General features: G+C 34.4%; 23 protein-coding genes and 1 tRNA gene. 11 read left to right on the plus strand and 13 right to left on the minus strand.

Features of this window, described 5'->3' with window-relative positions:
* Positions 1-124: 124 nt before the first annotated feature.
* On the plus strand, positions 125-715 hold the full coding sequence (locus tag J5V48_RS07890) for a NifU family protein (protein ID WP_219938035.1): 591 nt from the start codon (positions 125-127) through the stop codon (positions 713-715).
* A gap of 58 nt (positions 716-773) precedes the next feature.
* On the opposite strand, the gene gpsA is transcribed toward J5V48_RS07890, so the two are convergent.
* From gpsA to J5V48_RS10035, 3 genes are read right to left on the minus strand one after another with little or no spacing between them, the layout of a single operon-like run.
* Positions 774-1,778 carry an NAD(P)H-dependent glycerol-3-phosphate dehydrogenase gene (gene gpsA / locus J5V48_RS07895; RefSeq protein WP_219938036.1) on the minus strand — a complete coding sequence of 335 codons (1,005 nt, stop codon included), beginning with the start codon at positions 1,776-1,778 and terminating at the stop codon, positions 774-776.
* A 2-nt stretch (positions 1,779-1,780) separates the two neighbouring features.
* Positions 1,781-2,311, minus strand: a complete 531-nt coding sequence (secB, locus tag J5V48_RS07900) for a protein-export chaperone SecB (protein WP_219938037.1) — start codon at positions 2,309-2,311, stop codon at positions 1,781-1,783.
* A gap of 20 nt (positions 2,312-2,331) precedes the next feature.
* Positions 2,332-2,796 (minus strand): rhodanese-like domain-containing protein, encoded by a 465-nt coding sequence (locus J5V48_RS10035; RefSeq protein WP_219938038.1) that lies wholly within the window; start codon positions 2,794-2,796, stop codon positions 2,332-2,334.
* Positions 2,797-3,042: 246 nt separating this feature from the next.
* Between J5V48_RS10035 and gpmM the strand changes: the two genes are divergently transcribed.
* The gene (gene gpmM / locus J5V48_RS07910) at positions 3,043-4,584 is read left to right on the plus strand and encodes a 2,3-bisphosphoglycerate-independent phosphoglycerate mutase (protein ID WP_219938039.1); all 1,542 of its coding nucleotides are present in this window, start codon (positions 3,043-3,045) and stop codon (positions 4,582-4,584) included.
* 555 nt (positions 4,585-5,139) lie between these two features.
* On the opposite strand, the gene J5V48_RS07915 is transcribed toward gpmM, so the two are convergent.
* Both J5V48_RS07915 and rfaD read right to left on the minus strand, forming a co-directional pair.
* Positions 5,140-5,997 carry a rhomboid family intramembrane serine protease gene (locus tag J5V48_RS07915; protein ID WP_219938040.1) on the minus strand — a complete coding sequence of 286 codons (858 nt, stop codon included), beginning with the start codon at positions 5,995-5,997 and terminating at the stop codon, positions 5,140-5,142.
* On the minus strand, positions 5,979-6,941 hold the full coding sequence (rfaD, locus tag J5V48_RS07920) for an ADP-glyceromanno-heptose 6-epimerase (protein ID WP_219938041.1): 963 nt from the start codon (positions 6,939-6,941) through the stop codon (positions 5,979-5,981). Before rfaD ends, J5V48_RS07915 begins: the two co-directional genes overlap by 19 nt.
* A gap of 89 nt (positions 6,942-7,030) precedes the next feature.
* Here rfaD and waaF point away from each other — a divergent pair, with 89 nt between their 5' ends.
* The 4 genes from waaF to J5V48_RS07940 all read left to right on the plus strand — a co-directional run bounded on the left by waaF (position 7,031) and on the right by J5V48_RS07940 (position 13,175).
* Complete coding sequence (gene waaF / locus J5V48_RS07925; protein ID WP_219938042.1) at positions 7,031-8,086, plus strand: lipopolysaccharide heptosyltransferase II; 1,056 nt, start codon at positions 7,031-7,033, stop codon at positions 8,084-8,086.
* Positions 8,086-9,384 (plus strand): 3-deoxy-D-manno-octulosonic acid transferase, encoded by a 1,299-nt coding sequence (locus tag J5V48_RS07930; protein WP_219938043.1) that lies wholly within the window; start codon positions 8,086-8,088, stop codon positions 9,382-9,384. Before waaF ends, J5V48_RS07930 begins: the two co-directional genes overlap by 1 nt.
* Positions 9,385-9,697: 313 nt before the next feature.
* Complete coding sequence (locus tag J5V48_RS07935; protein ID WP_219938044.1) at positions 9,698-11,230, plus strand: ShlB/FhaC/HecB family hemolysin secretion/activation protein; 1,533 nt, start codon at positions 9,698-9,700, stop codon at positions 11,228-11,230.
* A 16-nt stretch (positions 11,231-11,246) separates the two neighbouring features.
* Positions 11,247-13,175 (plus strand): two-partner secretion domain-containing protein, encoded by a 1,929-nt coding sequence (locus J5V48_RS07940; protein WP_219938045.1) that lies wholly within the window; start codon positions 11,247-11,249, stop codon positions 13,173-13,175.
* Positions 13,176-13,252: 77 nt separating this feature from the next.
* Here the strand turns inward: J5V48_RS07940 and focA are convergent, their stop codons facing one another.
* Both focA and J5V48_RS07950 read right to left on the minus strand, forming a co-directional pair.
* Entirely contained in the window at positions 13,253-14,128 is an 876-nt protein-coding gene (gene focA / locus J5V48_RS07945; protein ID WP_219938046.1) for a formate transporter FocA, read from the minus strand.
* Between the two features lie 97 nt (positions 14,129-14,225).
* Positions 14,226-14,945: a 3-deoxy-D-manno-octulosonic acid kinase gene (locus J5V48_RS07950; protein ID WP_219938047.1), complete on the minus strand. Its 720-nt coding sequence runs from the start codon at positions 14,943-14,945 to the stop codon at positions 14,226-14,228.
* Between the two features lie 112 nt (positions 14,946-15,057).
* Between J5V48_RS07950 and J5V48_RS07955 the strand changes: the two genes are divergently transcribed.
* The gene (locus J5V48_RS07955; protein WP_219938048.1) at positions 15,058-16,113 is read left to right on the plus strand and encodes a glycosyltransferase family 9 protein; all 1,056 of its coding nucleotides are present in this window, start codon (positions 15,058-15,060) and stop codon (positions 16,111-16,113) included.
* A 1-nt stretch (position 16,114) separates the two neighbouring features.
* Positions 16,115-16,588 carry a pantetheine-phosphate adenylyltransferase gene (coaD, locus tag J5V48_RS07960; RefSeq protein ID WP_219938049.1) on the plus strand — a complete coding sequence of 158 codons (474 nt, stop codon included), beginning with the start codon at positions 16,115-16,117 and terminating at the stop codon, positions 16,586-16,588.
* On the opposite strand, the gene mutM is transcribed toward coaD, so the two are convergent.
* A complete protein-coding gene (mutM, locus tag J5V48_RS07965; protein ID WP_219938050.1) occupies positions 16,583-17,404 on the minus strand; it encodes a bifunctional DNA-formamidopyrimidine glycosylase/DNA-(apurinic or apyrimidinic site) lyase in 822 nt (273 codons plus the stop codon). The genes coaD and mutM overlap by 6 nt on opposite strands.
* Positions 17,405-17,575: 171 nt before the next feature.
* Positions 17,576-17,651, minus strand: a tRNA-Thr gene (locus tag J5V48_RS07970).
* Between the two features lie 96 nt (positions 17,652-17,747).
* Here J5V48_RS07970 and tusA point away from each other — a divergent pair.
* The 3 genes from tusA (at position 17,748) to glyS (ending at position 21,155) form a co-directional block, all read left to right on the plus strand.
* Positions 17,748-17,996 (plus strand): sulfurtransferase TusA, encoded by a 249-nt coding sequence (tusA, locus tag J5V48_RS07975; RefSeq protein ID WP_219938051.1) that lies wholly within the window; start codon positions 17,748-17,750, stop codon positions 17,994-17,996.
* Positions 17,997-18,159: 163 nt separating this feature from the next.
* Positions 18,160-19,083: a glycine--tRNA ligase subunit alpha gene (gene glyQ / locus J5V48_RS07980; protein ID WP_219938052.1), complete on the plus strand. Its 924-nt coding sequence runs from the start codon at positions 18,160-18,162 to the stop codon at positions 19,081-19,083.
* Positions 19,084-19,088: 5 nt separating this feature from the next.
* Positions 19,089-21,155 (plus strand): glycine--tRNA ligase subunit beta, encoded by a 2,067-nt coding sequence (glyS, locus tag J5V48_RS07985; RefSeq protein WP_219938053.1) that lies wholly within the window; start codon positions 19,089-19,091, stop codon positions 21,153-21,155.
* Positions 21,156-21,328: 173 nt separating this feature from the next.
* Here the strand turns inward: glyS and J5V48_RS07990 are convergent, their stop codons facing one another.
* From J5V48_RS07990 to J5V48_RS08005, 4 genes are all read right to left on the minus strand, one after another.
* On the minus strand, positions 21,329-23,398 hold the full coding sequence (locus tag J5V48_RS07990) for an IS66 family transposase (protein ID WP_219938054.1): 2,070 nt from the start codon (positions 23,396-23,398) through the stop codon (positions 21,329-21,331).
* Positions 23,395-23,589 (minus strand): hypothetical protein, encoded by a 195-nt coding sequence (locus J5V48_RS07995; protein WP_219938055.1) that lies wholly within the window; start codon positions 23,587-23,589, stop codon positions 23,395-23,397. The genes J5V48_RS07990 and J5V48_RS07995 overlap by 4 nt, the downstream gene beginning before the upstream one ends.
* Before the next feature lie 91 nt (positions 23,590-23,680).
* Entirely contained in the window at positions 23,681-24,031 is a 351-nt protein-coding gene (gene tnpB / locus J5V48_RS08000; protein ID WP_219938056.1) for an IS66 family insertion sequence element accessory protein TnpB, read from the minus strand.
* Between the two features lie 12 nt (positions 24,032-24,043).
* Positions 24,044-24,703 carry a hypothetical protein gene (locus J5V48_RS08005; protein WP_219938057.1) on the minus strand — a complete coding sequence of 220 codons (660 nt, stop codon included), beginning with the start codon at positions 24,701-24,703 and terminating at the stop codon, positions 24,044-24,046.
* Positions 24,704-25,467 lie beyond the last annotated feature (764 nt).

Below are 25,467 nucleotides of genomic sequence, written 5' to 3' on the forward strand. Positions count from 1 at the left end.
GCTCATATTTTTGCTAATTGAAAAAAATTTTTATTTTTTTACAAAGTACAACTAATTTTTTTTAAATCATTTAAAATGTAAAGCAGTTTTTTATATTAGATAAAATAATACAAACAGGATAAATATGACCAAAATCAGCGTAAGTGAAAAGGCCCAAGAATATTTTCTAAAAATCATTGAAAAACAGAAGATGGAAGGTTTAGCAATCCGCCTTACTGCAACAAATGTCGGAACACCTGGTGTTCAGTGTGGAATTTTATACTGTCCAAAAGAATACATCACACCACGTGATGAACACTTTCAAATGAAAGGTTTTGAAATTGTAATCGACAGTTCAGTTAGTGAATATCTCAATGAATCAATCATTGACTTAAGCACAAATGAACAGGGCGAAGATTTACTAACATTCCATGCACCTAATCTGAATAAACAGGATTTACCTGAAGATGCTACTTTATTTGACAGACTAAAAAAGTTTATCGACTCAACTGTAAGCCCATCTTTAGCATCTCATGGTGGTGCAGTAACATTAGAAGAAGTTACTGAAGATGGTATCGTAAAAGTTAAATTTACAGGTGGCTGTCTTGGTTGCTCAATGGTTGGAATCACTCTTAAAGAAGGTATTCAGACTCAGTTAAATCAGGCATTCCCTGGCATGATTAAAGATGTTGTAGATGTTACAGAACATAAAGTAAATGAGAATACATACGGTTAATCAAAGTTATTAAGATGTATTTTCACAACAGGCTCTAGAGAAACTAGAGCCTTATTTTTTATTCAGATTTTAATGATCTTCCAAGCAGACTCATTGCTGCGGCCTGACCATTCTTACCTTCATAAATTACTTTATAGACTTCCTGGCAGATAGGCATCTGAACGTTGAACTTTTCGCACAGATCAACAACAACCTTTGACATTGTGTAACCTTCTACGACCTGTTCAATCTTCTCAAGAGCCTTTTCAACAGACATACCCTGGCCTAAATAGTAACCAAATCTTCTGTTTCTAGACTGGTTATCTGTACAGGTTAAAATAAGGTCTCCTAAACCAGACAGCCCCATAAAAGCCTTCTGAGATGAGCCTAAAGCTTCACCTAATCTTGTCATTTCAGCAAGACCTCTGGTAATTAAGGCTGTTCTTGCGTTTGCACCATATCCAAGTCCATCAGACAGGCCTGCACCTATGGCAATAACATTCTTAATACCGCCACCTAACTGTAAACCTACCAGATCATCACTTTCATAAATTCTGAAAGTTTTTGTATGCATAAGCTCGCAGAATTCTTTAATAAAGTCAGAATCTGTACCTGCAACAGCAATTGCTGTTGGTAATCCCTTAGCAAGCTCCATAGCAAATGTAGGACCAGAAAGAGCAGCCATTGGAATCTTATCTGACAAAATCTGACTTGCTATATCTGAAAGCAGTCTGCCAGAATCCTTATCAAGACCTTTTGTGGCCCACGCCAGTCTGTGTTCCGGAGTCAGGTATGGCTTGATCGAAACAAGTACATCTGCAAAAGTATGAGAAGGTACTACCACAAGGACAGTTTTTGATGCATTAATACAGTGATTTAAATCAGATGATACTGTAAGTGTTTCTGGAAAAGCGATTGATGGAAGATATTTCTGATTAACGCGATCATGCTGCATAATTTTTGCAGTTTCTTCACGTCTAGTCCACAGCATCACTTTTAGACCTTTTGATGCTGTGGATATGGCTAGCGCGGTTCCATAGGAACCTGCACCAATGACAGTTAAGTCATACATAAACTCAGCCATTATTATGCCTGAGGAGCCTCATTATTAGCTTCACCATTAGCTACATCAGACTTCTGTGCAGCTTCTTGAGCCTGCTGAGCCTTCTGAGCTTGGAATAAAGCTTCAAAATTGATTGGACGAAGATTTAATGGAGGGAATGTACCTCTATTTACTAAAGATGAAATATGCTCTCTTGCATATGGGAATAGGATGTTTGGAGCAACACCGTTTAGTAAGAAATCACCAGTATCTTGATTTACATTTCTCATTAAGAAAAGGCCTGCCTGATGAACTTCACAGATATAAGCAACTTCTTCACCTAACTTGCAGGTTACAGTAACTCTTAAATCAACTTCAAACTTGTCTGAATCTACCTGAGCTAACTTTGTATCAAAATCAACGCTCATCTCTGGCTTCCACTCAGCAGTGAAGACCTTTGGAACGTTTGGAGTCTCAAAAGAGCAATCCTTAATGTAAATACGTAAAACATCAAAAGATGGAGCGTTATTCTCGTTTGTCTGATTATTTACTGCATTCTGTGCATTGTCTGACATTTTATTCTTATCCTTTTAAATTAATTTTTTACTGATAATGGTAAATTATCCATAGCCCATTGAGCAATGCCACCCTCTAATAAAAATGCTCGAGTGTAACCTTGCTTCTTTAAAGCAACAACAGCGTTGAAGTTATCTGAATCAACTTTATCTTTTCCAACAACTATTACAGGACTATTCTTAAAGCTTTCAACTCGATTTAACTTACCCTGCTTGATTTCTTCTAATGTAATATTTACAGAACCTGCAATATGACCTTTAGAAAATAGTGAATTGGCTCTTACATCAATAAAGACACCATTCTCATGGTTAACCATTGATGTTGCAGCTGAAGCTGATACCTTTTTTACACCAGCTAGCATGATCTTTACTTGGAAGTAAATAAGTGCAACAAGTAAGGCAAAAAAAACGATCACCATAATCTGGTGACGACCTGCAAAAGCAATATACTGCTCTAGATTGTCAGATGAGAAAAACTCTCCCACAACAACACCTCTTATTTTTTAAATAACTAATCTGATAATTCTAACATAGAGTTAAAGTCACAAAAAGAATTTGTGTCACATTTAACCGGCAATATTCCTTCTAGAATGAGAATAATCTACAAAACTTTCGCAAAAAAAAACATTAATTTCTTTTTTTATTGAAAAAAACTACCACTTTTAATCACAATTAAATTAAAAAAAAGGTAAAATATTGCAATATTGTTTTACATACATGTGAGAAAAAATATGGCAAATAAGAAACCTTTAGCCCTCATTATCATGGATGGTTGGGGCGATAACCCAGTTAAAGAGTTCAACGCTGTTGAGGCTGCAAAAACACCTGTTTTAGATTCTCTTACAGCAAACTATGCACACACAGACATTCAAGCTTCAGGTATTGATGTAGGTCTACCTGACGGTCAGATGGGCAACTCAGAAGTTGGCCACACAAATATCGGTGCAGGCCGTATTGTTTATCAGGAATTAACAAGAATCGGCAAGGCTATTGCTGATGGTGAATTTGATAAGAACCCAACTTTAGTAAAAGCTGTAGATGATGCTGTAAACAATGGCAAGGCAGTTCATATCATGGGTCTTATGTCACCTGGTGGTGTTCACTCTCATCAGGATCACATTGTTGCAATGATTAAGCTTGCAGCAAAGCGTGGTGCAAAAAAGGTTTACTTCCATGCATTCACTGATGGTCGTGATGTTGCTCCTCGTTCAGCTTTAGAGTACATCAAGGTAATTGAAGGCGCATTTGCACAGGCAGGTGTAGGTAGAATCGCAACTGTTGTTGGCAGATACTTCGCTATGGACCGTGACAATCGCTGGGATCGTGTAGAGCAGGCTTATGACTTAATTACTCAGTCTATCAGCCAGTTTGATTCTTTCGAATCTGCAAGTGCTGCTATTGAAGCTGCATATGCTCGTGATGAGAACGATGAGTTCGTAAAGGCTTCTGTAATTGGTGAGAAGGCTCCTCTTGAAGATGGCGATGCTTTAATCTTCATGAACTTCCGTGCAGACCGTGCTCGTCAGATCACTCGCTCATTCGTAAACTCAGATGCTGACTTTACTGGATTTAAGCGTAAGGTTGTAAGAAAGTTATCAAGCTTCGTTATGCTTACTCAGTATGCAGCTGATATCCATACTCAGTGTGCTTACCCACCAGAGGATTTAACTAATACCTTAGGTGAGTGGTTATCAAAGAAGGGCATGACTCAGTTACGTATTTCAGAAACTGAAAAGTATGCACACGTTACCTTCTTCTTCAACGGTGGTGTTGAAACTGTATTCGAGGGTGAAGACAGAATTCTTATCCAGAGTCCAAAGGTTGCTACCTACGATTTACAGCCTGAGATGAGCTCAACTGAGTTAACAGACAAGTTATGCGCTGCAATTGAGTCAGGTAAATACGACGTAATCATCTGTAACTATCCTAACGGTGATATGGTTGGTCACACTGGCGTATTTGAAGCTGCAGTTAAGGCTGTTGAAGCTGTTGATACCTGCATCGGCCGTGTTATCGAATCATTAAAGAAAGTTGACGGTGAATGCTTAATCACTGCTGACCACGGTAACTGTGAGCGTATGAAGGATCTTGAAACTGGTGTTCCATATACAGCACACACCAACTTACCAGTTCCATTCATCTACTACGGTAGAAAAGCAACAATGAGAGCTGACGGAAGATTATCTGATATCGCTCCTACAATGCTTTACCTAAAGGGTATGGAAATCCCAGCAGAGATGACTGGTAAATCAATTATTACTTTAGAAGACTAATTTCTTTTAAAGAGTCAAAAGCCTGTATCTTTTTGATACAGGCTTTTTTCATGACTGTGACAAATATCTTGAAAATACGCCTCTCAAGCAAATACCCCTCTAAGCATAAAAGCCTTCTGCACAGCTTTATATAATGCAAGACCCTCTCCATTTGAAATAAACGACAAGCTGATGTTTTTGCACTGCTGCCTATGAAGCTCTCAATTTTGCAAAAGGAAATTCAATAGATGAAGATGAAGGAAGTATTAATAAGATCATGTATGCAACAGGATTAACTCCACTTTACAAACTTATCACAACAACAAATCTCAACTCTTTATTGAAGCGCAAATGTCAGCTAAAGGACATGCTTAGTGAAGTTCTTTTAAACAAGCTTTAAAATATATACTACATTACCTAAAATTTTAAAGAGCACTAATTGTCTTATAAATTATATAGTTAGACTTCTTTTTATATAATACAAACTGTCAAAGTCGTTTTTTTTCATGGTAAAAGAAAAAAAAACACTCTGGTTCAAAAGCTCTCTTGATTTTTGCATCAACTGTTTAAAACTCATTATTTAAATTTGAATTTACAGTCAAAAAGAGCAATTAAAGAACCTAATAGTAATCCTGACAAATGACATACATTTGCAATGCCATTCAGGAAAAAGCCAAAAAGGATAAAGATAAAGCTTACTGCAAACAAACCAGGAATAACCTTAAATGTTGATGGAGCTTTCTTCATCATGCTTATAACTGCTGAATATCCAATCAGACCATAAACCACACCTGACAGACCACCAAATACAGCCTGTTCACTTGTAAACATATACTGAAAAACGTTTGATATTGCAGCAATACCAACCACAAGAGAAAACATCTTTATTGAACCAAAAGTGTTTTCTATTGGTCTACCTAAAGCTTCAAACATTATCAAATTAAATGCTATGTGCATTATCGAAAAATGTACTAAAGCAGGGGTGAATAATTTGTAATAATTTATTGGATTTGTAAAATGCTCAAATCTGCCTAATGCAAGATTAAATACTACAAAATCCTGATCTATTAAGGATAGTACGTAAACAATGACACACAAAATCTGAATAATCGAAACGACAGAAAACAGATTGTATGTAAAAGGAAGTGAATTACTGTTCAAACGCTTTTTAGATGAAACGGTCTTTCCTGATTTCCAGGAAACCTTTTCAAACTCTTTGCAAAAAGCAGAATCAGAGTGTCTGACAAGCTCTAGTTTTGCTTTTAGTTTGTCAGACTCATTTGTAACAAAAATAATGTAGAAGCCACTGTAACCTTCCTTTGCTTTAGCCTTAATTCCGATGGAATTAAGATAATCACAAAAGCTTAAGGCTTTCTCATAAGGTAACTTACATACTTCTACATCAAATTTATCAATTATTTGGAATTGAGCCATTTCATATACTCTGCAACACCCTGAGCTACAGATTTGAATTCAATATCACAACCTGCATTTCTCAACTGAGTTAAATCTGCCTGAGTGAAAGCCTGATAGTGCCCCTTTAAATGCTCTGGGAATGGAATAAACTCAACTTCTCCTCGACCATAATGCTTGATAACTGCTTTAGCAATGTTCAAGAATGGTTCTGCTCTTCCTGTACCACAGTTGTAAATTCCTGATGGACCTTTGTGCTCAAAGAACCATAAATTTGCTTCTGCAACGTCACCTACATAAACGAAATCTCTCATCTGGCCACCATCAGGATATCCATCTGATCCAGCAAATAGTTTAGGATTCTGACCTGCCTTCATCTGATTGTTCAGATGGAATGCAACTGAAGCCATTGATCCTTTATGACCTTCTCTTGGACCATAAACATTAAAGTAACGGAAACCAACAACCTGAGACTTTAATGATGGTAATCTACGGCGAACATATTCATCAAACAGGAACTTAGAATAACCATAAACATTTAATGGACCTTCATTCTCTCTGTCTTCAACAAATACGTTTCCATCACCATAGGTTGAAGCTGATGAAGCAAAGAAGAAAGGAATTCTATGAGCTGTTGCAAACTCAAATAGAGTTACAGTGTACTCATAGTTATTTTTCATAATATAACGGCCGTCCCATTCAGTAGTAGATGAGCAAGCACCTTCATGGAAAATAGCTTCAATATTCTGAGAACCATATTTTGCGTTGAATGCTTTCTCGTCTTTAACTAACTCAAGGAAATCAACCTTATCCATGTAATCTGCAATATCAAGGTCAGTTAAGTTAATGAATTTATGACCATTTGTCAGATTATCTACAACAAGAATATCTTTAATTCCTCTGTCATTTAGATGCTTTACGATGTTAGAACCGATAAAGCCACAGCCACCTGTTACGATTATCATAATTTTTTCCTTTATTGTTCTTAATTAAGTCCATTATAATTGATATTGGAAATCAAAGTTCATTTCTTTTCAATTCTACTGTGACATTTATGAATAAAAAATTATCAAATAAATACCTGATTATTGCTCCATCCTGGCTTGGTGACTTGATTATGTCACAATCTCTTCTAAAAGAGCTAAAAAAACAGGATCCTAATTGTACTATTGATGTATACGCTCCAAAATACACAATGCCGATTTTAGACAGAATGGAAGAAATCTCAGGAAAACTGATAAATCCATTCGATCACGGTACATTTGATCTAAAAGAAAGATTCAAAGAAGGCAGAAAACTTGCAAAAAACAACTATGACACTGTAATTGTTCTGCCAAATTCCTTGAAATCAGCCTTAATTGCACTCTTTTCAAAAGTTAAAGATAGAAGAGGATTTAAAGGTGAATCTCGCTATTTCATATTGAATAACATGAGATGCAACAAGAACGATTTCCCTCTGATGGTTCAAAGATATGTTGCTTTGGCTTTTGACAAGAACATTGTAAAAACAGCAAAAGATCTTCCTAAATTTGCTTATCCTAAATTAACAGTAAACAAACCAGATGAAGAGAAAATTAAGGAACTTGGACTGGATTTTTCAAGGCCTGCCCTTGTATTAGGATGCGGTGCAAATTATGGACCAGCAAAACTTTGGCCTGTAGAATATTTTGCTAAAATCTCATCTTTATGGATAAAACAAGGTGGATCAGTTATTGGTCTTGGTTCTAAAAAAGACATTCCTACAGTTCAGCAGATATTCAGCAATATTGAAGATGAGTACAAACCATTTTTTACAGATATAGCTGGCAAAACAAATCTTACTGAAGCTTTAGATATTGTAGGTCAATGTACCGCTGCTGTATGCAATGATTCTGGCCTTATGCATACAGTTGCAGCTGCTGATATTCCACAGGTATGTATTTTTGGGTCAACATCCACAAATTACACACCACCTTTATCTGATAAGGCAATTTGTGTTGAATCTGATGAACCTTGTCATCCTTGTTTTAACAGAACATGCAAATACGGACACTATAACTGTCTGAAAAAAATTGCACCTGAATATGTTTTTGAAAAACTTATGTCTTTGCTAGATAAAAAGAGGGGCTAATGAAATTTACTTCACTTTTAGCACTTTATTTATATAAATTTTTAACTGGTTTAATTGCACCTTTAGCAGTGCTATTTATCTGTTACAAGAAAAGACATGATAAAGGTTATGGACTCGCTGTTTTTAACTTTCTTGGATTCTATAAAGGGAAAAAGAAGAATTCCATATGGTTTCATGCAGCCTCTGTTGGAGAGGTTAATTCAATAAAACCTCTTGTCTCAAGATTTGCAAAAAAGAATCCTGACTTTAATATTGTTATTTCTACAATGACAAGCACAGGAAAAGAAACAGCAAATTCTCTTAAGTCATATAAGAATATTACCGTAGTTACAGCACCTTTGGATGCACCTTATTCAGTTTGCGGATTTTTCAAAGCATTTAATCCTAAAATTCTTATCATTGTTGATACTGAACTTTGGCCAAATATGCTTGATAAGGCATCAAAGAAAAAGATACCTGTTGTAATAATAAACGGCAGACTGCAAGATAAAAACGTAGATAGTTATAAAAAGCATGCAAATCTTGTAAAAGATCTTATTGCATCAAAGCTCAGTCTCGTCCTTGCTATGAGTCATTCAGATAAAATGAGATTTGAGAATATTGGTGTTTCACAGGATAAAGTAATTGCTGCTGGAAACCTAAAATATGATCTAATCCCAAACCAGGTATTGTTTGAAAACGCCAAAACAATAAAAACAAGGTTACTTGGAAATAATGTAATAGGTGCCATTAGTTTCCATTCAGGCGAAGAGAAACATATTATCAATGCCTTTATTGAGGCAAAAAAAACAGTGAACAATCTGAAGCTTGTTTTAGTTGGAAGACATGCTCAAGACTGCAACAAGGCTATTGAATACTTAAAAGAACTTAATATAGCTTACAAAAGAAAGAGCAAGATAACGTCCACCGATGAATTAAAAGGTCTAGACAAAGATGTGATTATCGGTGATACCTTAGGAGAGATAGAGTTCTATTTCGGCCTGTGTGATGTTATCTTTATGGGTGGTAGTTTTGTATCTATCGGTGGACACAACCCTCTTGAACCAGCTTATTTTTCACTACCTATTATAACAGGGCCTATTTACCATAACTTTAGTGAACAGTTTGAAAAACTCATTGATAATGGCGGAGCTTTTCTTGCTGAGGATGAGGAGCACTTAGCAGCATTTTTTGAAAAACTCACTAAGGACAAAGAACTTGCTAGCATCGCAGGAGTAAAGGCCCTGGATATTCAGCAACAAGGTAGAGGAACATTGAACTTTACACTTGAGACAATTGGAAAACTCCTAAAAAAATAATCTATTCATAACATCCACCGTTATTAGTTAAACTAATAACGGTAATATATCTTTCTCAAGCTCCACTTGCTAAGAATTCATTAAAATATTCGGTTCTGTTACAAAAATATTGCAATAAGTACACACAGAGTGAACACATAAATATAAAGAAATTTTATTCAATATTATTTTTTCTTTAATTTCAATTAGATATAAATTCAAGTAGCACAAACCGCGTGATAAAGACCTATTAAAAAAGAACAGCATAATATCATTTAGCTCTATAAAAATGTGATCTGTATCAGATTAAATTCTTAGTTTTGGAGAGAGTTAAATGAACTTTATAAAAAAACTATGCTGTATTATTCCTTTTATTGTTTTTTCAGCATATTCACAGAGTATTCAAGAAATAAGCATTTCTGCCCCAAAAGGATATATGGCAACAGTTCCTGAAAAACGCATCGACCAGACTGTAGCTCCATATATTCATCAGGGAATAAGTGCTGACAATCTAAATAACATTATTGATGCAGTTACAAATCTTTTCAGAGGTCATGGTTTTATGGGCTGTCAGGCCTATATTCCAGAACAGGATGCTTCAGATGGAAAAATCATTATTGCAGTTGATAATCTGAAGATACTGCGACCAAGAGTTGAAAACAAAAGTACAATCCCTGATGAAATAATAGAAAAACTCCTTTTTCCAGCCAGGGACAAACCATGTGAAAGCATAACTGATACAAAGAAAAACGATCATCTGCTAAAAGTAAGAGATTTAAACGCTTTTGATGTCGATTTAAAGCTGATCCCTACAACACAAGAAGATATTGATAATGCACTATTCTTAAATCCAGATCTTTCTTATTACAAAACCTATTATGTAGTAAAAAACAAAAAAACTTTTGGTTTTGATGCATTTGCAGATAACTATGGACAAAAGAATACCGGAAAGGAAAGATTTACAGCTGTTGTTCATTCTAATAATCTGTTTAATAACTTAGACAAAATAATATTTGCATTAAGTTCTTCTTCAAAAGGTCAGAATAACGTTTTTAGCGAATATTCAAAGCATATTGGTGATTTCTTTAAGTTTATTGGTCTTTCTGTAAATGCTGGAGCTTATGACATAAAAGATCAGTATTCTGACTTTGACGTTAAAGGTAAGCAGATATGTTCTGATCTCTTCTTTACTGACAACTTATTCAGAGACAGTTTTTCAAAAACTGATTACAAGCTAGGCTCCTATTTAAGATTCATGTCAGATAAATTTTCAAACTTTGACATTGAATTAAAGAGAAGAAATTACGGAACTTATGCTCAGTTGTTTGTTGAGCATGTTAACTACAACAAAGATATTTTCTTTACAAATGATACAAAGTTAAGCATTTCTAAAACAGATGACATGGATGAGTTTAATCTTTATCAGACAAATGCTTATGGCTTATTAAACACTAATACAACATTATCTTATTTTCTTAACAGAAACATCTCCCTTGATACTGAACTTAACATTCAGCTTTGTTCAAATTTCATTGATCCAATTGAAAAAATGAATGCAGGTGGAGCTTATGCAGTAAAAGCATATCAAAGCAATCTTGCATCAGGGGACATGGGTATTTTTAATTCTTTAGGTAGTACCTACCACTTCAATGGACCTTTAAATTTAAAACTTGGTGGTGCATTCATGCAATCACACATTAAGAATTTCCACGGAAAAGCAGAAAGTTTCTATGGATTATCTCTAAACGGACATATGGATTTTAATGGATTCTATACAGATTTAAGTATTTCAAAAGCTGTAGGAAAACATCAGAAATATGCTGAGGATAAATTATCAGCACTAGTTAAGTTAGGTTATACATACTAAATCAAAGGACTAAACAATGAATAAACTTTCTTTATTCACAATTACTATATTTATTCTTTTAGCTAATAGAGTACATGCAGCAGCATTATTACCTTCTGGAGGTGAATTCCTGCACGGTAATGGAGTTATCAGCTCTCAGCGCAATCAAATGGCTATTTCATCAACATCTAAAAACAATGTTATTTCCTGGAACGATTTTTCAGTAGGAAAAGACCACTTGGTTCAGTTTGATAACAAAAATTATCTCAACCTGATCAGAAGCTCTAATCCTTCAGTTATCAATGGAACCATTCAGTCACTTCCAGGTGGAAAAGTATATATAGTAAATCCTAATGGTATCACCTTAGGAAAAGATTCTAGTTTTTTATCAGATGGAATTACTCTTTCAACTTCAAAAGTAGGAACTGAACAGATAAATGCTTTTCTTGAAGGTAATGGATTTGTCCCATCAAAAAAGGGAATGGGTAATATAACTTTATTAGGTAAGGTAACCACCAAGAATTTATTACTTGATGGAAACAGGGTACTTATAAAGGATATTGGAAATATCAGTTACGGAACCATGATCTCTCCTCCAACTAACAGGTTAACAAATGTAGATGGTGAAAAATTTGTTATTTACAGTTCTTCAAAGAGAATTGATATCGGTGGTAGCAAAGATATAAATCTTAAAGAAGATTATGGTTTTACTAAAGAAAATGGAACTGTTTCTCAACTAGGAAAAACAGCAATCAGCGATAAAAATGATTTTCTTAATATTCAAAACGATCTTTCAGGAGAATATTTTATTACCAACGATATTAACCTTGGTGAAATATCTAATGGAATTGCCACTAACAGCTCTTTCACAGGAAAATTAGATGGCGCATATAACACAATAAGCTACACATTAAAATCAGATAATCCATCTAACAGATATATAGGCTTATTTGGAAAACTTGATAACGCCACTGTAGAAAACATAAAGATCGAAAATTCAAAAATTGAACTAGATAATATTTCTGATACTACATATGTTGGTGGCCTTGCTGGCAGTATAAAAGGATCCCATCTTGCCAACATTCAGGTAAATAATCTTAATGTTGATGCGTATTACGATACCTCAACTGATGTGTACATAGGTGGTATCACAGGATCATTTGATAGTTCACTGACAAATACAACTATTGAAAATATCTCTTCTTCACTAGACAAAAACTCTCAATATTACAAAGCGAAGATTGGTATTTTTGCAGGAATAAATAACGATAATCTAAAATTCAGTGGTTCAATTTTTGCCAATGAAGTAAATCTGAAATTTTCTGAGTTTGGTAAAAACAATTCAAACATATCTATAAATAATTCTTTTACAAACAACAGCACTGATTACATCAAAATGGATGGCCTTATGCAGAATAAAAACTTTTATTGCCCTTATTTTATCGATTCTGATTTTGTGTTTATTTATGACAATTCAAATCCAAAAGAGTATAACTATGCTGAATTAGTCAATAATCCATATTTCAGACATGAGGATTATGTTGATATTTCATATGAATATACAGATCCAATTAAATATATCGGTGTATATTCTCACGTTTACAACTCAAAAGAAAATGGAACAAAATACTATTTTGTCCACAACAATACAGCATCTCAAAGGGCTGACCACAAAATTAAAATTACAGGTATCGACTATAAAGAGAATTTAAAAAATCATCTGAATCTTATAAATAAAAAAATTAAATATTATTCGCAGAATTACAAAAGTTATGAAGCAGAAGATTCTTTAGATACTATCGATATCAATAAAGAGGAAATGAATACAGACTCTATATATGCATATAGATTAAATCTTTCAGAAGACTTTATTTTTAATCCAAAATTCCTTGCATCAGTTGGAATAAGTAAAGAGAATACAAGACTTGTTGCAATGAATAGCAAAAATGGTAGGAATTACATTTAAGCAAGATCTTTACATCAAGAACCGCGCCTTTATTAAAAACAAAAGGCGCGAGTTCTTATTTCATAATCTATTGATGATTATTTGGTTTTCTTCCAAATAAACCAATTATATAAACCAATCATCATTCCACCACCGATAATATTTCCAATGGTTACAGGAATAAGATTTGAAAATATAAAATTATAAACAGTCAGATCTGAATATTTTGCAACATCAACAACAGACTGGAATTCAGGAATAGAAAACTCCTGAAGAACAATACCCATTGGGATCATGAACATGTTAGCGACGCTATGCTCAAATCCAGAAGCTACAAACATACCAATAGGGAAGATCATGATTAAGATCTTGTCTGTAATGGATTTTCCTCCCCATGATAACCATACAGCAACGCAAACCATGATATTACATACAATACCTAGGCACATAGCTTCTAAAAAGCCTCTAAAGTAAGCATACATACCTGTACCATCAGATGGATAGATATGTTCCACTTTATGAAGAGCTGTATTTAATATTACATGCCCCCATTCTGTTCCAAAATTCATATAGGTTCTACCCACAAAAATAATCAGAACAACAAATAAAGCACCAATTAAATTACCTACATAAACTGTAGCCCAGTTTTTAAATACCTGCCACCAGGTAGCCGTTTTATTTGCTTTTGCAATTAAGGTAAGAGTAGAAGAGGTAAAAAGTTCACCGCCTAATAGCACCACCAAGAATAAGCCTAAAGCGAAGAATAAACCGCCTAGGATTTTGCCTGCACCAGAACCTAGAGCAGCAACTGCGGTTGTGTAAAAACAGAATGCAAATCCAATAGAAGCACCTGCAAGAATAGCTAACAGAAAAGCTCTTGCAAAATTCTTAGTAACCTTATCAGTAACGTGGTGCTCAGCAGCCTCAACTATCTGAGATGGGGATAAAGCTTTCATTGATGTGTTATCGCTCATTTAGATACCTACATATTTTAAAGTGTGATTTTGGACGCTATTTTAACTGAGAATGTCCAAAAAAACAACTTATTTGAAAATATGAGCGAATCAACAATTACGATAAAGCTTCCTTTTTCAGCAATTCAAACTTTTCTTCTTCAAAGTAAGCTGATTTCTTTGTTTTTTCTTTTATAAAAGATCTGAGAAGACGATTGACGATTTTTTCTTTGTCTTCTTTTTTCATTGGTTTAATAAAACATTTATCAAAATCAATGATATATACTGAACTATCTTCATTTAAAAGAATATTTCTTATATTCAGATCTGTATGAAGAATGTTATTATCAAAGAATCTTTTTATTGTTTTTCCAATTGATACTAATTCTTCATCTGTTAATGATCTTTCTTTTATTAAATAGGATAGATCCTTATAACCAGATAATCTCTGAATTACAATATCCTGTTTTATACCAAAAGTTGTTTTAATTTCTCTGGCTACTGCTGGTGTTGGTACAGGAAGTCCCATATCAATCATTTTTGACAGCATTCTGAATTCATCAAAGGCTCTGTGCTGAAAACTATCAAATGCATAAAATGTATTTTTTACAAATTTTCCAAAAATTCCACCTCTTCTATACTGACGAAGCACAAGATTCTTGTCTTTTGCACTAAACAGTAAAGTTTGGCCTCTACCGCTTGCCTTTTCAACATTCTTTTGTCTTTCAATTGATGTTCTGTCAAACAAAGCCTCTATTTCAGACAGATTAAATTCTGATAAAAAATCGGAATTAATCAGATATTTGATATTTCCTAAAGACAGCAATTCTTCTGACATATGATTTACACAAACAGTTATACTTTTTAAAAAGAAAATTTTGAAGATATATGTGCAATAATACACTATTGAACAGTTAAGTAAAATTTAAAACTAATTTAGTGGTTTATCTATGCAAAATAACACAAGGAATATCTGCGTTTTAAGACTATCTGCACTTGGTGACTGTATCAATGCATACGGACTTATTTGTGCAATGAAAAAAGCATCTGAGAATATTTCTGTTTCTTGGGTTATTGATTCTAGATTCGCCTCATTATTCGTTGATTCAAACGGAAATGAACTGGTTGATCTAATAAAAGCAGATATAAAAAATCAGGGCATATTAAAAACATTCGTTTCCTTGAGAAAAAGACTGAAACATAAAAGGTATGATTACCTTCTGAACATTCAGACATCTATAAAAGCTTCTATTCTATCTTTATGCATTAAAGCTAAAACAAAGATTGGATATGATAAACAAAGAAGTAGAGAAGGCCAGAGATTCTTTGTTAACAAGATAATCGATACACCACAAGATCCTCATGTATTATCAGGTTTTTTATCTTTTGCAAAGAGCATTGGTTTAGATGAAATAAAACCTGTTTGGGATTTTTGCCTTACAAAAAACGAGCTCACAAAAGCAGAAGAATTACTAAATACCGACAAAAAAGTTTTCTGTATTTCCCCAGCATCTGCAAAATCAATAAAAAACTGGACTGTAGATGGTTATAGCGCAATAGCACAATACGCTCATGAAAAAGGTTTTGATGTAGTTCTGTTAGGTTCAAATGCGGAAAAAGAGAAAAAGCTGTGTTCTGATATTGAATCAAAGCTTTCATTCAAATGTAATAACTTATGTGGAAAAACTTCACTTAGAGAACTTTGTGCTGTCGTTTCTAAATCAAGTCTTGTTCTTTCTCCTGACAGTGCCTGTATGCATTTAGCATCAGCTCAGAACATACCTGTTATAGGATTATTTGCAATACACAATCCAAACAGAGTTGGGGCCTATAATTTCAGAGATATCGAAGTTAGTGTATATGAGCAAGAAGCAGCTAAAGAGTTAAAAGAAGACAATGTTTCTTGGAGGTACAGAGTAAAAAACGAAAATGCTATGAAAAACATATCAATTAGTGATGTAAAAAAAGCATTTGATCTTGCCGTATCAAAATATATTGAGGTTTAATATGGAATCTACAGCAGTTTTTCCTGGTACTTTTGATCCTATAACAAACGGTCACCTAGATCTGATAAAAAGATCATCTCGTATTTTTGAAAAAATTATAGTTGCTGTTGCAGCTAGCCCATCAAAACACACAATGTTTGATTTAAATACTCGAGTTAATTTGTGTAATGACAGTATAAAAGATTTAAAAAATGTTTCTGCTGAAGGTTTTGACGGTATGCTTATTGATTACCTCAAGAGTAAAAAAGCAAACATACTTATAAGAGGTGTAAGAACTGGATTAGACTTTGAATATGAAAGTCAGCTTTCTAATATGTACAAAGTTGAAAGCCCAGATATAGAAATGGTTATTCTGCCTCCTAATCCTTCTGTTTCATTTATTTCCTCAACACTTGTCAGGGAAGTCATAATTCATAGAGGAAACATTGAAAAATACGTACCAAAGGCAGTTGTTGAAAAAGTAAAACAACTATAATTTCTGACAATTAGGACAGAAATAAGTAGATCTCTGTCCTTGTGTTATTTTCTTTATAATATGGCCACATTTTCTACATTTCTCTCCATCATGACCATATACCATTAAGTTCTGTACAAAATATCCTAGTTTGCCATCTGCACCTTCAAAATCACGAATAGTAGTACCACCTTGTAATATTGCTTTTGACAAAACGTCTTTTATGTTTTCAGTGAGAATTGAACATTGTTCTCTTGAAAGTGTATTTGCCTTCTTTTCAGGATGGATTTTACTGATAAAAAGGACCTCGCTAGCGTATATATTACCTACGCCTACAACGACCTTATTATCCATTATTGTCTGCTTTATATCCTTTTTATATTTTCTTAATTTTTCAAATAGATATTCTCTGTTGAATAAATCAGTTAATGGCTCTGGTCCTAAAGTCTTAATAGGGTTATTTTCGTAAGGTGGGTTATTTACAGAGAAATATTTAACTAAACCAAATCTTCTTGTGTCATTTAATCTGACTATGGATCCGTCACTTGTACGTATTTCAAAGTGATCGTGTTTTTTTATAGGTTCGCTCGCATCTGTTACATGAAGATGACCAGACATTCCAAGGTGGATAAGGACATAACCTTTGTCAGTAACAAGAATAATATATTTACCTCGTCTGCATATATCCTGAATATATCCACCTTCAAGGTTATATAAATCAGAAGAAAATGGTTCTCGCAGGGATTTATCAGAAAAATATATCTTTGAAATTTTTTTATGTAACAATGCAGGAGTAATCCCTCTTCTTGTTACTTCTACTTCAGGTAATTCAGGCATTTTTATTCAGAATTAAATCAACAAAAATCAAATCTGTTCAAATTTTAACAAATATATCTTTTAGTTAATGTTACAAACAATACATTTAACATTAAGAACATTAAGGATATTATGTATTTTTTAATGATTTAATGTAGGAATTTTTCTAAGGAGCTTTTAGAGATTTAGAAGTGGTGCTGGTTGTAGGGCTTGAACCCACGACCCCCTGTTTACAAAACAGGTGCTCTACCAACTGAGCTAAACCAGCGAACGAGGACTATTATACATAGTTTTTTTTATTTGACAACAATTTATTTGAATTTCTTACAAAAAAGATTAAAATTTTTCTTGGATAGGAGAAATAATGGATATCATCACACTCGATTGCAGGGGAATGTGCTGCCCTGAACCACTCACACTACTTCGTAACGCCATCAGAAAAGCACCTGTTGGTCAAATTGTCGAACTCATTTCAGATGATCCCGTTTCTTTAAGAGACATTCCTGCTTTTTGCAAATTCATGAAGCATGAATTGGTATCTCTTCCTACTGAAGAAAAACCAAATACTTTCACAGTAAAAAAACTTGTCGATCCAAAAGTTAAGAAAGTTTAGATAGTTTTTTTTCATATTTTTTACTGAATCAGAGAAATATCTAATCTATTTTTAGCTACAACTCACAAAAATCGTTATTTCATCATGTCTTCATGATAAAATAACGAAAGTTTTTTTATTTATTTTTGAGTAATTCTCATTTTTTTTGTTTAAGGTTTCAAAAATGTCAAACAAATACGACCTTCAAACTTTCCAGGGACTAATCCTAACTTTACAGGATTACTGGATGCGCCATGGTTGCATGATTGCACAACCATTTGATCTTGAAGTAGGTGCTGGTACATCTCATCCTATGACTTTCTTAAGATCATTAGGCCCTGAGCCAATTTCTTGTGCTTATGTACAGCCATCTAGAAGACCTACAGACGGAAGATATGGTGAAAACCCAAATCGTCTGCAGCATTACTACCAGTTCCAGGTTATTTTAAAACCATCTCCAGATAATATTCAGGAGCTTTACCTAGGTTCATTAAAAGAACTTGGTTTTGATCCAACTGAGAATGATATTCGTTTTGTTGAAGACAACTGGGAAAACCCTACTTTAGGTGCTTGGGGTCTTGGTTGGGAAATCTGGCTAAACGGAATGGAAGTTTCTCAGTTCACCTATTTCCAGCAGGTGGGTGGCTTAGAATGTTTCCCTGTTACAGGTGAATTAACATACGGCCTTGAAAGACTTGCTATGTATATTCAAAAGAAGAAGACTGTTTACGATCTCATTTGGGCTCATACAGCCAACGGTGATGTAACTTATGGTGACGTTTTCCACCAAAACGAAGTTGAGCAGTCAACATATAACTTTGAATATGCTGATACTGATTTCTTATTCAAGATGTTCGATCAGATGGAAAAAGAAAGTGGCGATCTTCTAAAATTAGAAAAACCTCTCCCTCTTCCAGCTTATGAAAGAATTCTTAAGGCAGCGCACTGCTTCAACCTTTTAGATGCAAGACATGCAATCTCTGTTACAGAAAGACAGCGTTTTATTCTAAGAATCCGTACTCTTTCTAAGGCTGTTGCTGAAGCTTACTATAAATCAAGAGAAGAGCTTGGTTTCCCAATGTGTAAAAACGGAGCTAAGAAGGACTAATAACTATGGTAACTAAGAATTTATTATTAGAATTAGGCACTGAAGAACTGCCACCAAAGGCTCTAAGAAACTTAGCTCAGTCTTTACATGATTCTTTTGTAAAGCAGTTAAATGATCAAGGCTTAAAGTTCTCATCATCTAAGTGGTATGCAACTCCAAGACGTTTAGCTTTATTCGTTGAACAGCTTGCTGATAAGCAAGAAGATAAAGAAATCGAAATCAAAGGACCTGCAGTTAAAGCAGCTTTTGATGTTGATGGTAATCCTACAAAAGCAGCTCTTGGCTGGGCAGCTTCAAATGGTATCGACATTAAAGAAGCACAGACACTAGAGACTCCTAAAGGAGCTTGGTTATATATTAAGACTGTTAAAGCAGGTAAGGCAGCAGTTGATGTTATCCCTGAAATGTTTAAAACAGCTTTAAAGTCACTTCCTATTCCTCGACTTATGCACTGGGGTGATAAGAAAGAAGAATTCGTAAGACCTGTTCACACTTTATGCATGATTTATGGTGATGAACTTATTGAAGGTTCAATCTTAGGCGTTACATCTTCTAAGACCATTAACGGCCACAGATTCCTTGGTTCACAAAAGGTAAATATTGCTTCTGCTGATACATATGTAGAACAGTTAAGAACTGAAGGTAGAGTAATTGCTGACTATGAAGAAAGAAAGCAGTCAATTATCTCTCAGGTAAAGGCTATTGCCGATTCAGTTAACGGTGTTGCAGATCTAGATGATTCTCTAATTGAAGAAGTAACTTCAATTGTTGAAGAACCACATATCTTCAAAGCATCTTTTGAAGAGAGATTCTTAAAGGTTCCTGCAGAAGCTCTTGTATATACAATGAAGGGTGATCAAAAGTATTTCCCAATCTATGATACAAACAAAAAGCTTCTTCCAGTATTTGCCTTTGCATCTAATATCAACCCTGACGATCCACAGTCACTAATTTCAGGAAACGAAAGAGTTGTAAGACCTCGTCTTTCAGATGCAGAATTCTTCTTCAACACAGATAGAAAGCATTCTCTTGAGTCATTATTCGAGAAACTAGAAACTATCGTTTATCAGAAAGATATCGGAACCATCGCATTCAGATCTAACTGTGTAGAGAGCCTTGCAAAATATATCGCAGCACAAATTGGTGCTGATGAGAATAAAGCAGCACGTGCAGCTCATTTAGCAAAATGCGATTTAGCATCAACTATGGTAACAGAATTCACTGATACTCAGGGTGTAATGGGTATGCATTACGCTGAGTTAGATGGTGAATCAAAAGAAGTTTCAGATGCTATTTTTGAGCAGTATTTACCAAGATTTGCTGGAGATATTATTCCAACAAATAAGGTTTCTATAGCTGTAAGCTTAGCAGAGAAAATTATTACTTTAGTTGCCATTTTCGGTATCAATCAGTTACCTAAAGGTGATAAAGATCCATTCGGTTTAAGAAGAGCTGCTATTGGTGCTATTAGAATTATTCTTGAGAACAATCTTTCTATTAACTTCAAAGAGTTAATTAGTAAAGCATGCTCAATTCTTGGAGACAAGATCAAGGTTGCTGATAATGATGCTCAGGTTGCAAACTATGTTTACAACAGACTCAAAGCATATTATCAGGATCAGAATATTGAAGCATCAATTTTCTTAGCTGTTCTATCTACAGCTCCTTCTGATTTATTAGATTTTGATAAGAGAGTTAAAGCTGTTAAGGCATTTAAGGCTTTACCAGAATCTGAGAATTTGGCTTCTGCTTATAAGAGAATCAATAATATTCTAAGCAAGAATTCTCTAGCACTTGGTGAAATCAACAAGTCATTATTATCAGATCAGAATGAAATTGCATTAGCAAATGCTTTAGAAGACGTATCTCCTAAAGTTAATGAGTTATATAAACAAGGCAATTATCAGGATGCATTAGCTGCATTATCTAATCTAAAAGATCCTGTTGACAATTTCTTTGAAAATGTAATGGTTAATGCCGATGACCAGGCTATCAAATGCAATAGATTGTCATTATTAAATTCACTACATGATTTAATTAGCAAGACTGCAGATATCTCTGTTTTATACTAATTATTCATATTGAATGATTATACCCGATAGTCCACAAGATTATCGGGTTTTCTTTTTACTAAGAAGACAACTCTCTGTAAGCTCCCCATCACCCCAAAAAGTTAAAAATAGTACCCCTATGGTCTAGAGCCACAGGTGCAGGTACGGGGAGTGAGGGGTAGATCTGGGTAGGACTACTGCTTGTAGTTCACTAGGTTCCACTTTTCAAAGTCAAAACCTTCAGATAGCTTTTTCATATCCCAGGATTTGATTTGCTTATCAATGTGGGTGCCATCTGCATAGGCTTGGGTCCATTGTTTTTCATAGCAATGTTTGAAAAGCGCATGGCAGTAGTATCTTAAATACGAATGTATATCTTCAATACCAACACGCTCTGCGGTTTGATATACGGTAAAGAGCATTGCCATATCTTTTGAGTATTCAGGATTTACCTTGTGGTAAATACCTTTTCTAAGTAAGGTTAGAGGTCTAATGCAACCTTCAACTAAATTAGTGTCAGCTTGAACTGCGCCATCGTCTAAGAAGGTGCGTAGCTTATCTCTGTTGTTCATATAGTAAGTGCAAGCTTTAGCGAAAGGATCGCTTTTAGCTTTTACATAAGTACTACCTCTAAGCTCGATTCTACCTTCACTTAGTTTAGTCATGATGGTATCAATGCAATCCATGAGCTTACGTACAGGACCACTAGTTCTGCACTCAACTCTAGCTTTAAAGTCAGCTTCTGAATCTGAGTTCATACTAGATTCATAGCTATATATCTTGGATAAGGCTTCAAGCACCATAAACAAGAGAATAGTTGCATTATCATCTTTAAAGTCTTTGGCTAATTTCTCAATTGCTAAAGGTATTTCTAGTTCATCAAGCTCATCAGCAAAACCTTTAGGATCGATAGCCTTAATAATCTCACGCCTAAAGTGAATTAAGCAGGATTGATGTTTTGCATTAGGATGCTCATCCTTAAGCAGCGCATCATATCCAGGATAACCATCAGTACAAATTGTTTTAAACTTGTAATCCTTGTTGATAAGCTCTTTTATCGCATCTTTAGAGCGGTTTCTTAAGTAGTAATACAAGCAGAACTGCTCTTTAGCAAATCTTGGTGCGGTAAGAGCTAATACGTAATTCTTTGTATCAATTTCGAGAGAGGTTACATCAGCTGGTGCCTGTCTTTTACCTTGAGCTTCTAAACAATCGAATGGAGTTTCATCAACTTGAATGGTATCTGCTCTTTTAGCAGCATTCTCAACCATATCAAATAAAGGTCTAATGTAGATATCTGCAAAGTCGTGCATGTTGTAGTAGAAGGTGTCATTACCAAAACCTTGGATACGACCTAATGCAGATACAAATTTATTTAATGGAATACCGTTAACACTAGCATAGCCTATATCAATGCAGGTTTCGCAACTTAACTGGCGGTTAGGAATAACTGGTACATTTTGCTCTTCACTGATAGCAATATGTACATGACCGCACTTATTACAAATTGCTGCATCATGTAAGTTCTCTGTATCCTGTAACAGCTGTTGAGCCTTGTTAATATGAGAGAATAACTTATCTTTTAGTTGACCTAAAGACTCTAAGCTACCTCCACAATGGCAGGTGTTTTTATCTAGTTTTGCATTAGTAACCTTGTCTGGATTACGAGTTTTAGACACTCTTCCTTTTGACTTAGTTTTAGCTTTTTCAACTCTTTTCTTAGAAGGAGTCTTTGAAATCTCAACTGCAGCTTGCTGTGTTTTGCTTAGTTGCGCTTTTCTATCTTCAGATACACTACCTAAAACTTTATTTAGAATAGTAGATGTTTTGGAGATTTTGGTTATAAAGTTACCCAGAGAGCCTGCTACATTAGCTTGCTCTTCTTTAGCTTTTTCTAAATCAACATCACCTTGTGGCGGAATATTACCGTTAAGATCTTTACCAGTAGGAGCCATAGGTGTTTGTAAGAAATAGGACTTAGCTAAATTAGCCCATTTAAATAGATTGTCAGCTGTAAACGCAATTTGCTCAGTTAAATCTTTGATGAGCAAATCGTCAATGTTAAAGCAGTACTTGTTTAATTCTTTAGCTATCAGAGAAGTACTATGGAAAGCTTCTTTTAAGATAGGTGCAACAACTTCTTTAAAGTTAGCAATTTGGGCATCTTTCTCTTCGATGTTTTTGAGTAACTGAGCATTTTTAGAACGCTCCTTTTGCAGCATTTCCATAAGCTCTTCGTAAGTTGGTTGTTTAGTGTTACTCATTTTAAATTAAGCCCTTTTTTATCTAAGTTTTGCTGTATTTTAACAGTTGTAAAATCATAGATAAATAGCCCTAAATTCGCATCAGAATGCGCTATAACGAGCCTTTCTTTTAGGGAGACTGTTTCTTCATTGAGGGGTAAGTTTTGATCTGTAGTGATCAGCAAAGATCTTTCTAGATCTTTTTTAGGCATGGGTAATTGAGCCTAAAAAAGAGGTATTTTTAGGCTTATTTTGAAGGTCAAATTTATTTAAAAGTGTGATGTAAATCACCCTGATTTTTGGCTATTTATACAAAAAGTGCTCCCTTTTAAAGTCGAGATCATTACCATCAAGGTATTTTAATAATTTATCCTTGGTTAGAGCTCTTGATGCAGCTCCATCAGCATCAGCCATTAAGCGCTGATAACAGCCAGTATGTAGCTTTCTTGAAATCATCAAACTACCTTTATCGTCACTATGGATAATTTTGGCGATGTTCCTGCGCTTAGAGACAAAAACTACCCAGTCATTACCTTTACTAACATCAATGCTTAGGTACTTTAGTGCCATAGCACTAAGCCTATTAAAGCCACTTCTTAAATCAGTTGGGCAAAGGATTAAGGAGATTTTGCCAGTAGATAAATCTAGGTTCATATCAATCTCCTATCAACTAGCAGATAGAGCTTTAAGCACCAAGGCTACAGAACGCTCTGGTGTTACTGAATTAAAACTAATGCAGTGACCATTAGCTGTAACTCTGATTTCTGTGCCTAGCACTGATGTATTACAAGAAGGGGGTGTTAATCTCCTTGGAGCAATTGATGCAACATTGATAGAAGTTGCTTCCTTTAGCGCAATAGAATTCTCTTGGATGTTAACAACTTTAACAAGCTCTTCACCACAATCTTCTTCAGATGTTGCAGTTAGAGTGGCTGATTCAATACCTTGAGTTGATTTGTATTCGTCGTAGGCTAGTTTAAATTCAATGGCTTTCATTAAATCATAAAAGATATTTTCACAGACCCCTAAATTACACTTATTCTGAGAAAAGAAATTGATCTTAGATAAACCTGAGAGTTTGAAATCGTTATAAATAGAGCTCCATTTAGAAAAATCATTAGACTCCTTTAAAGATCGCCTATTGCTCGTTTTTATAAAACGAAATAAACGCTTAAACCAAAACAATGAGATTAGTTGGTGTATGTCCACTCCATTATCTTGACAAAATAACTCAAGACGATCTTGATAATACTTAGACATTGCATAACCATAGGAAAGATAATCGTCAGCGATTTTGAAATATAGGTCAAAGTTATCGTTTCTCATAAATTACTCCTTACTGAAGTTTCTCAACGGGAGTAATTATGCAAGATTTTGAAAAAGGTCTCATCTAGGTGATGGGGAGCTTACAACTCTCTATAAATAAAATGGTAGTTCCACGTGGAACAATATTCATTAATTCATTCTTGTACAATTACTATTGAAATAGCAATACAATAAACAATGAATCTCTGATTACAGTTTCATTTTAAATTTCTCTGACAAATTTAATAATTAAAATATTTAGTTATAAGCTTAAAGTATCCAAACTGTTAAAGAAAAATAAAACTGAACTGCATAATCGTTTTTACACAAAAAGAAATGTGCCTGTACAGAGAGAGTAAAAAAAATGATCCACAAAATATAAATTTCATTATGCAATAAAAGCATGTTCCACGTAGAACAATTTCATTAATTACAATCTGATTTGTCATAATAGATGAATATAAGAAAGAAATTATTGTAATTTCGCATGGTAGCATTCGATGGTTGATAAAGGAAATAAAATACTTCGTATAAAAAATTGTTTCCTAAATCAATTCTAACCAATAAAGTACATAACGAATATCATCTAATGATCAAGATCATCAACCAGATTTTTTGTACTTGCCTACAATATATAGAAATAATTTTCCTAATAAAAAAGTAAAAAGTAACTACTCAGAACTAATGGATTCTGAGTAATATTACGAACATTTTCGCTGCCTTTCACAGTCAGTGAGTTCTTTAGAAAATTACATTGTGAACAAACTCACAATCTTCTTTAAAAA

Origin of the sequence: Succinivibrio faecicola, assembly GCF_019448115.1 — a bacterium.
In the GTDB taxonomy this organism is placed as follows: Bacteria; Pseudomonadota; Gammaproteobacteria; order Enterobacterales; family Succinivibrionaceae; genus Succinivibrio; species Succinivibrio faecicola.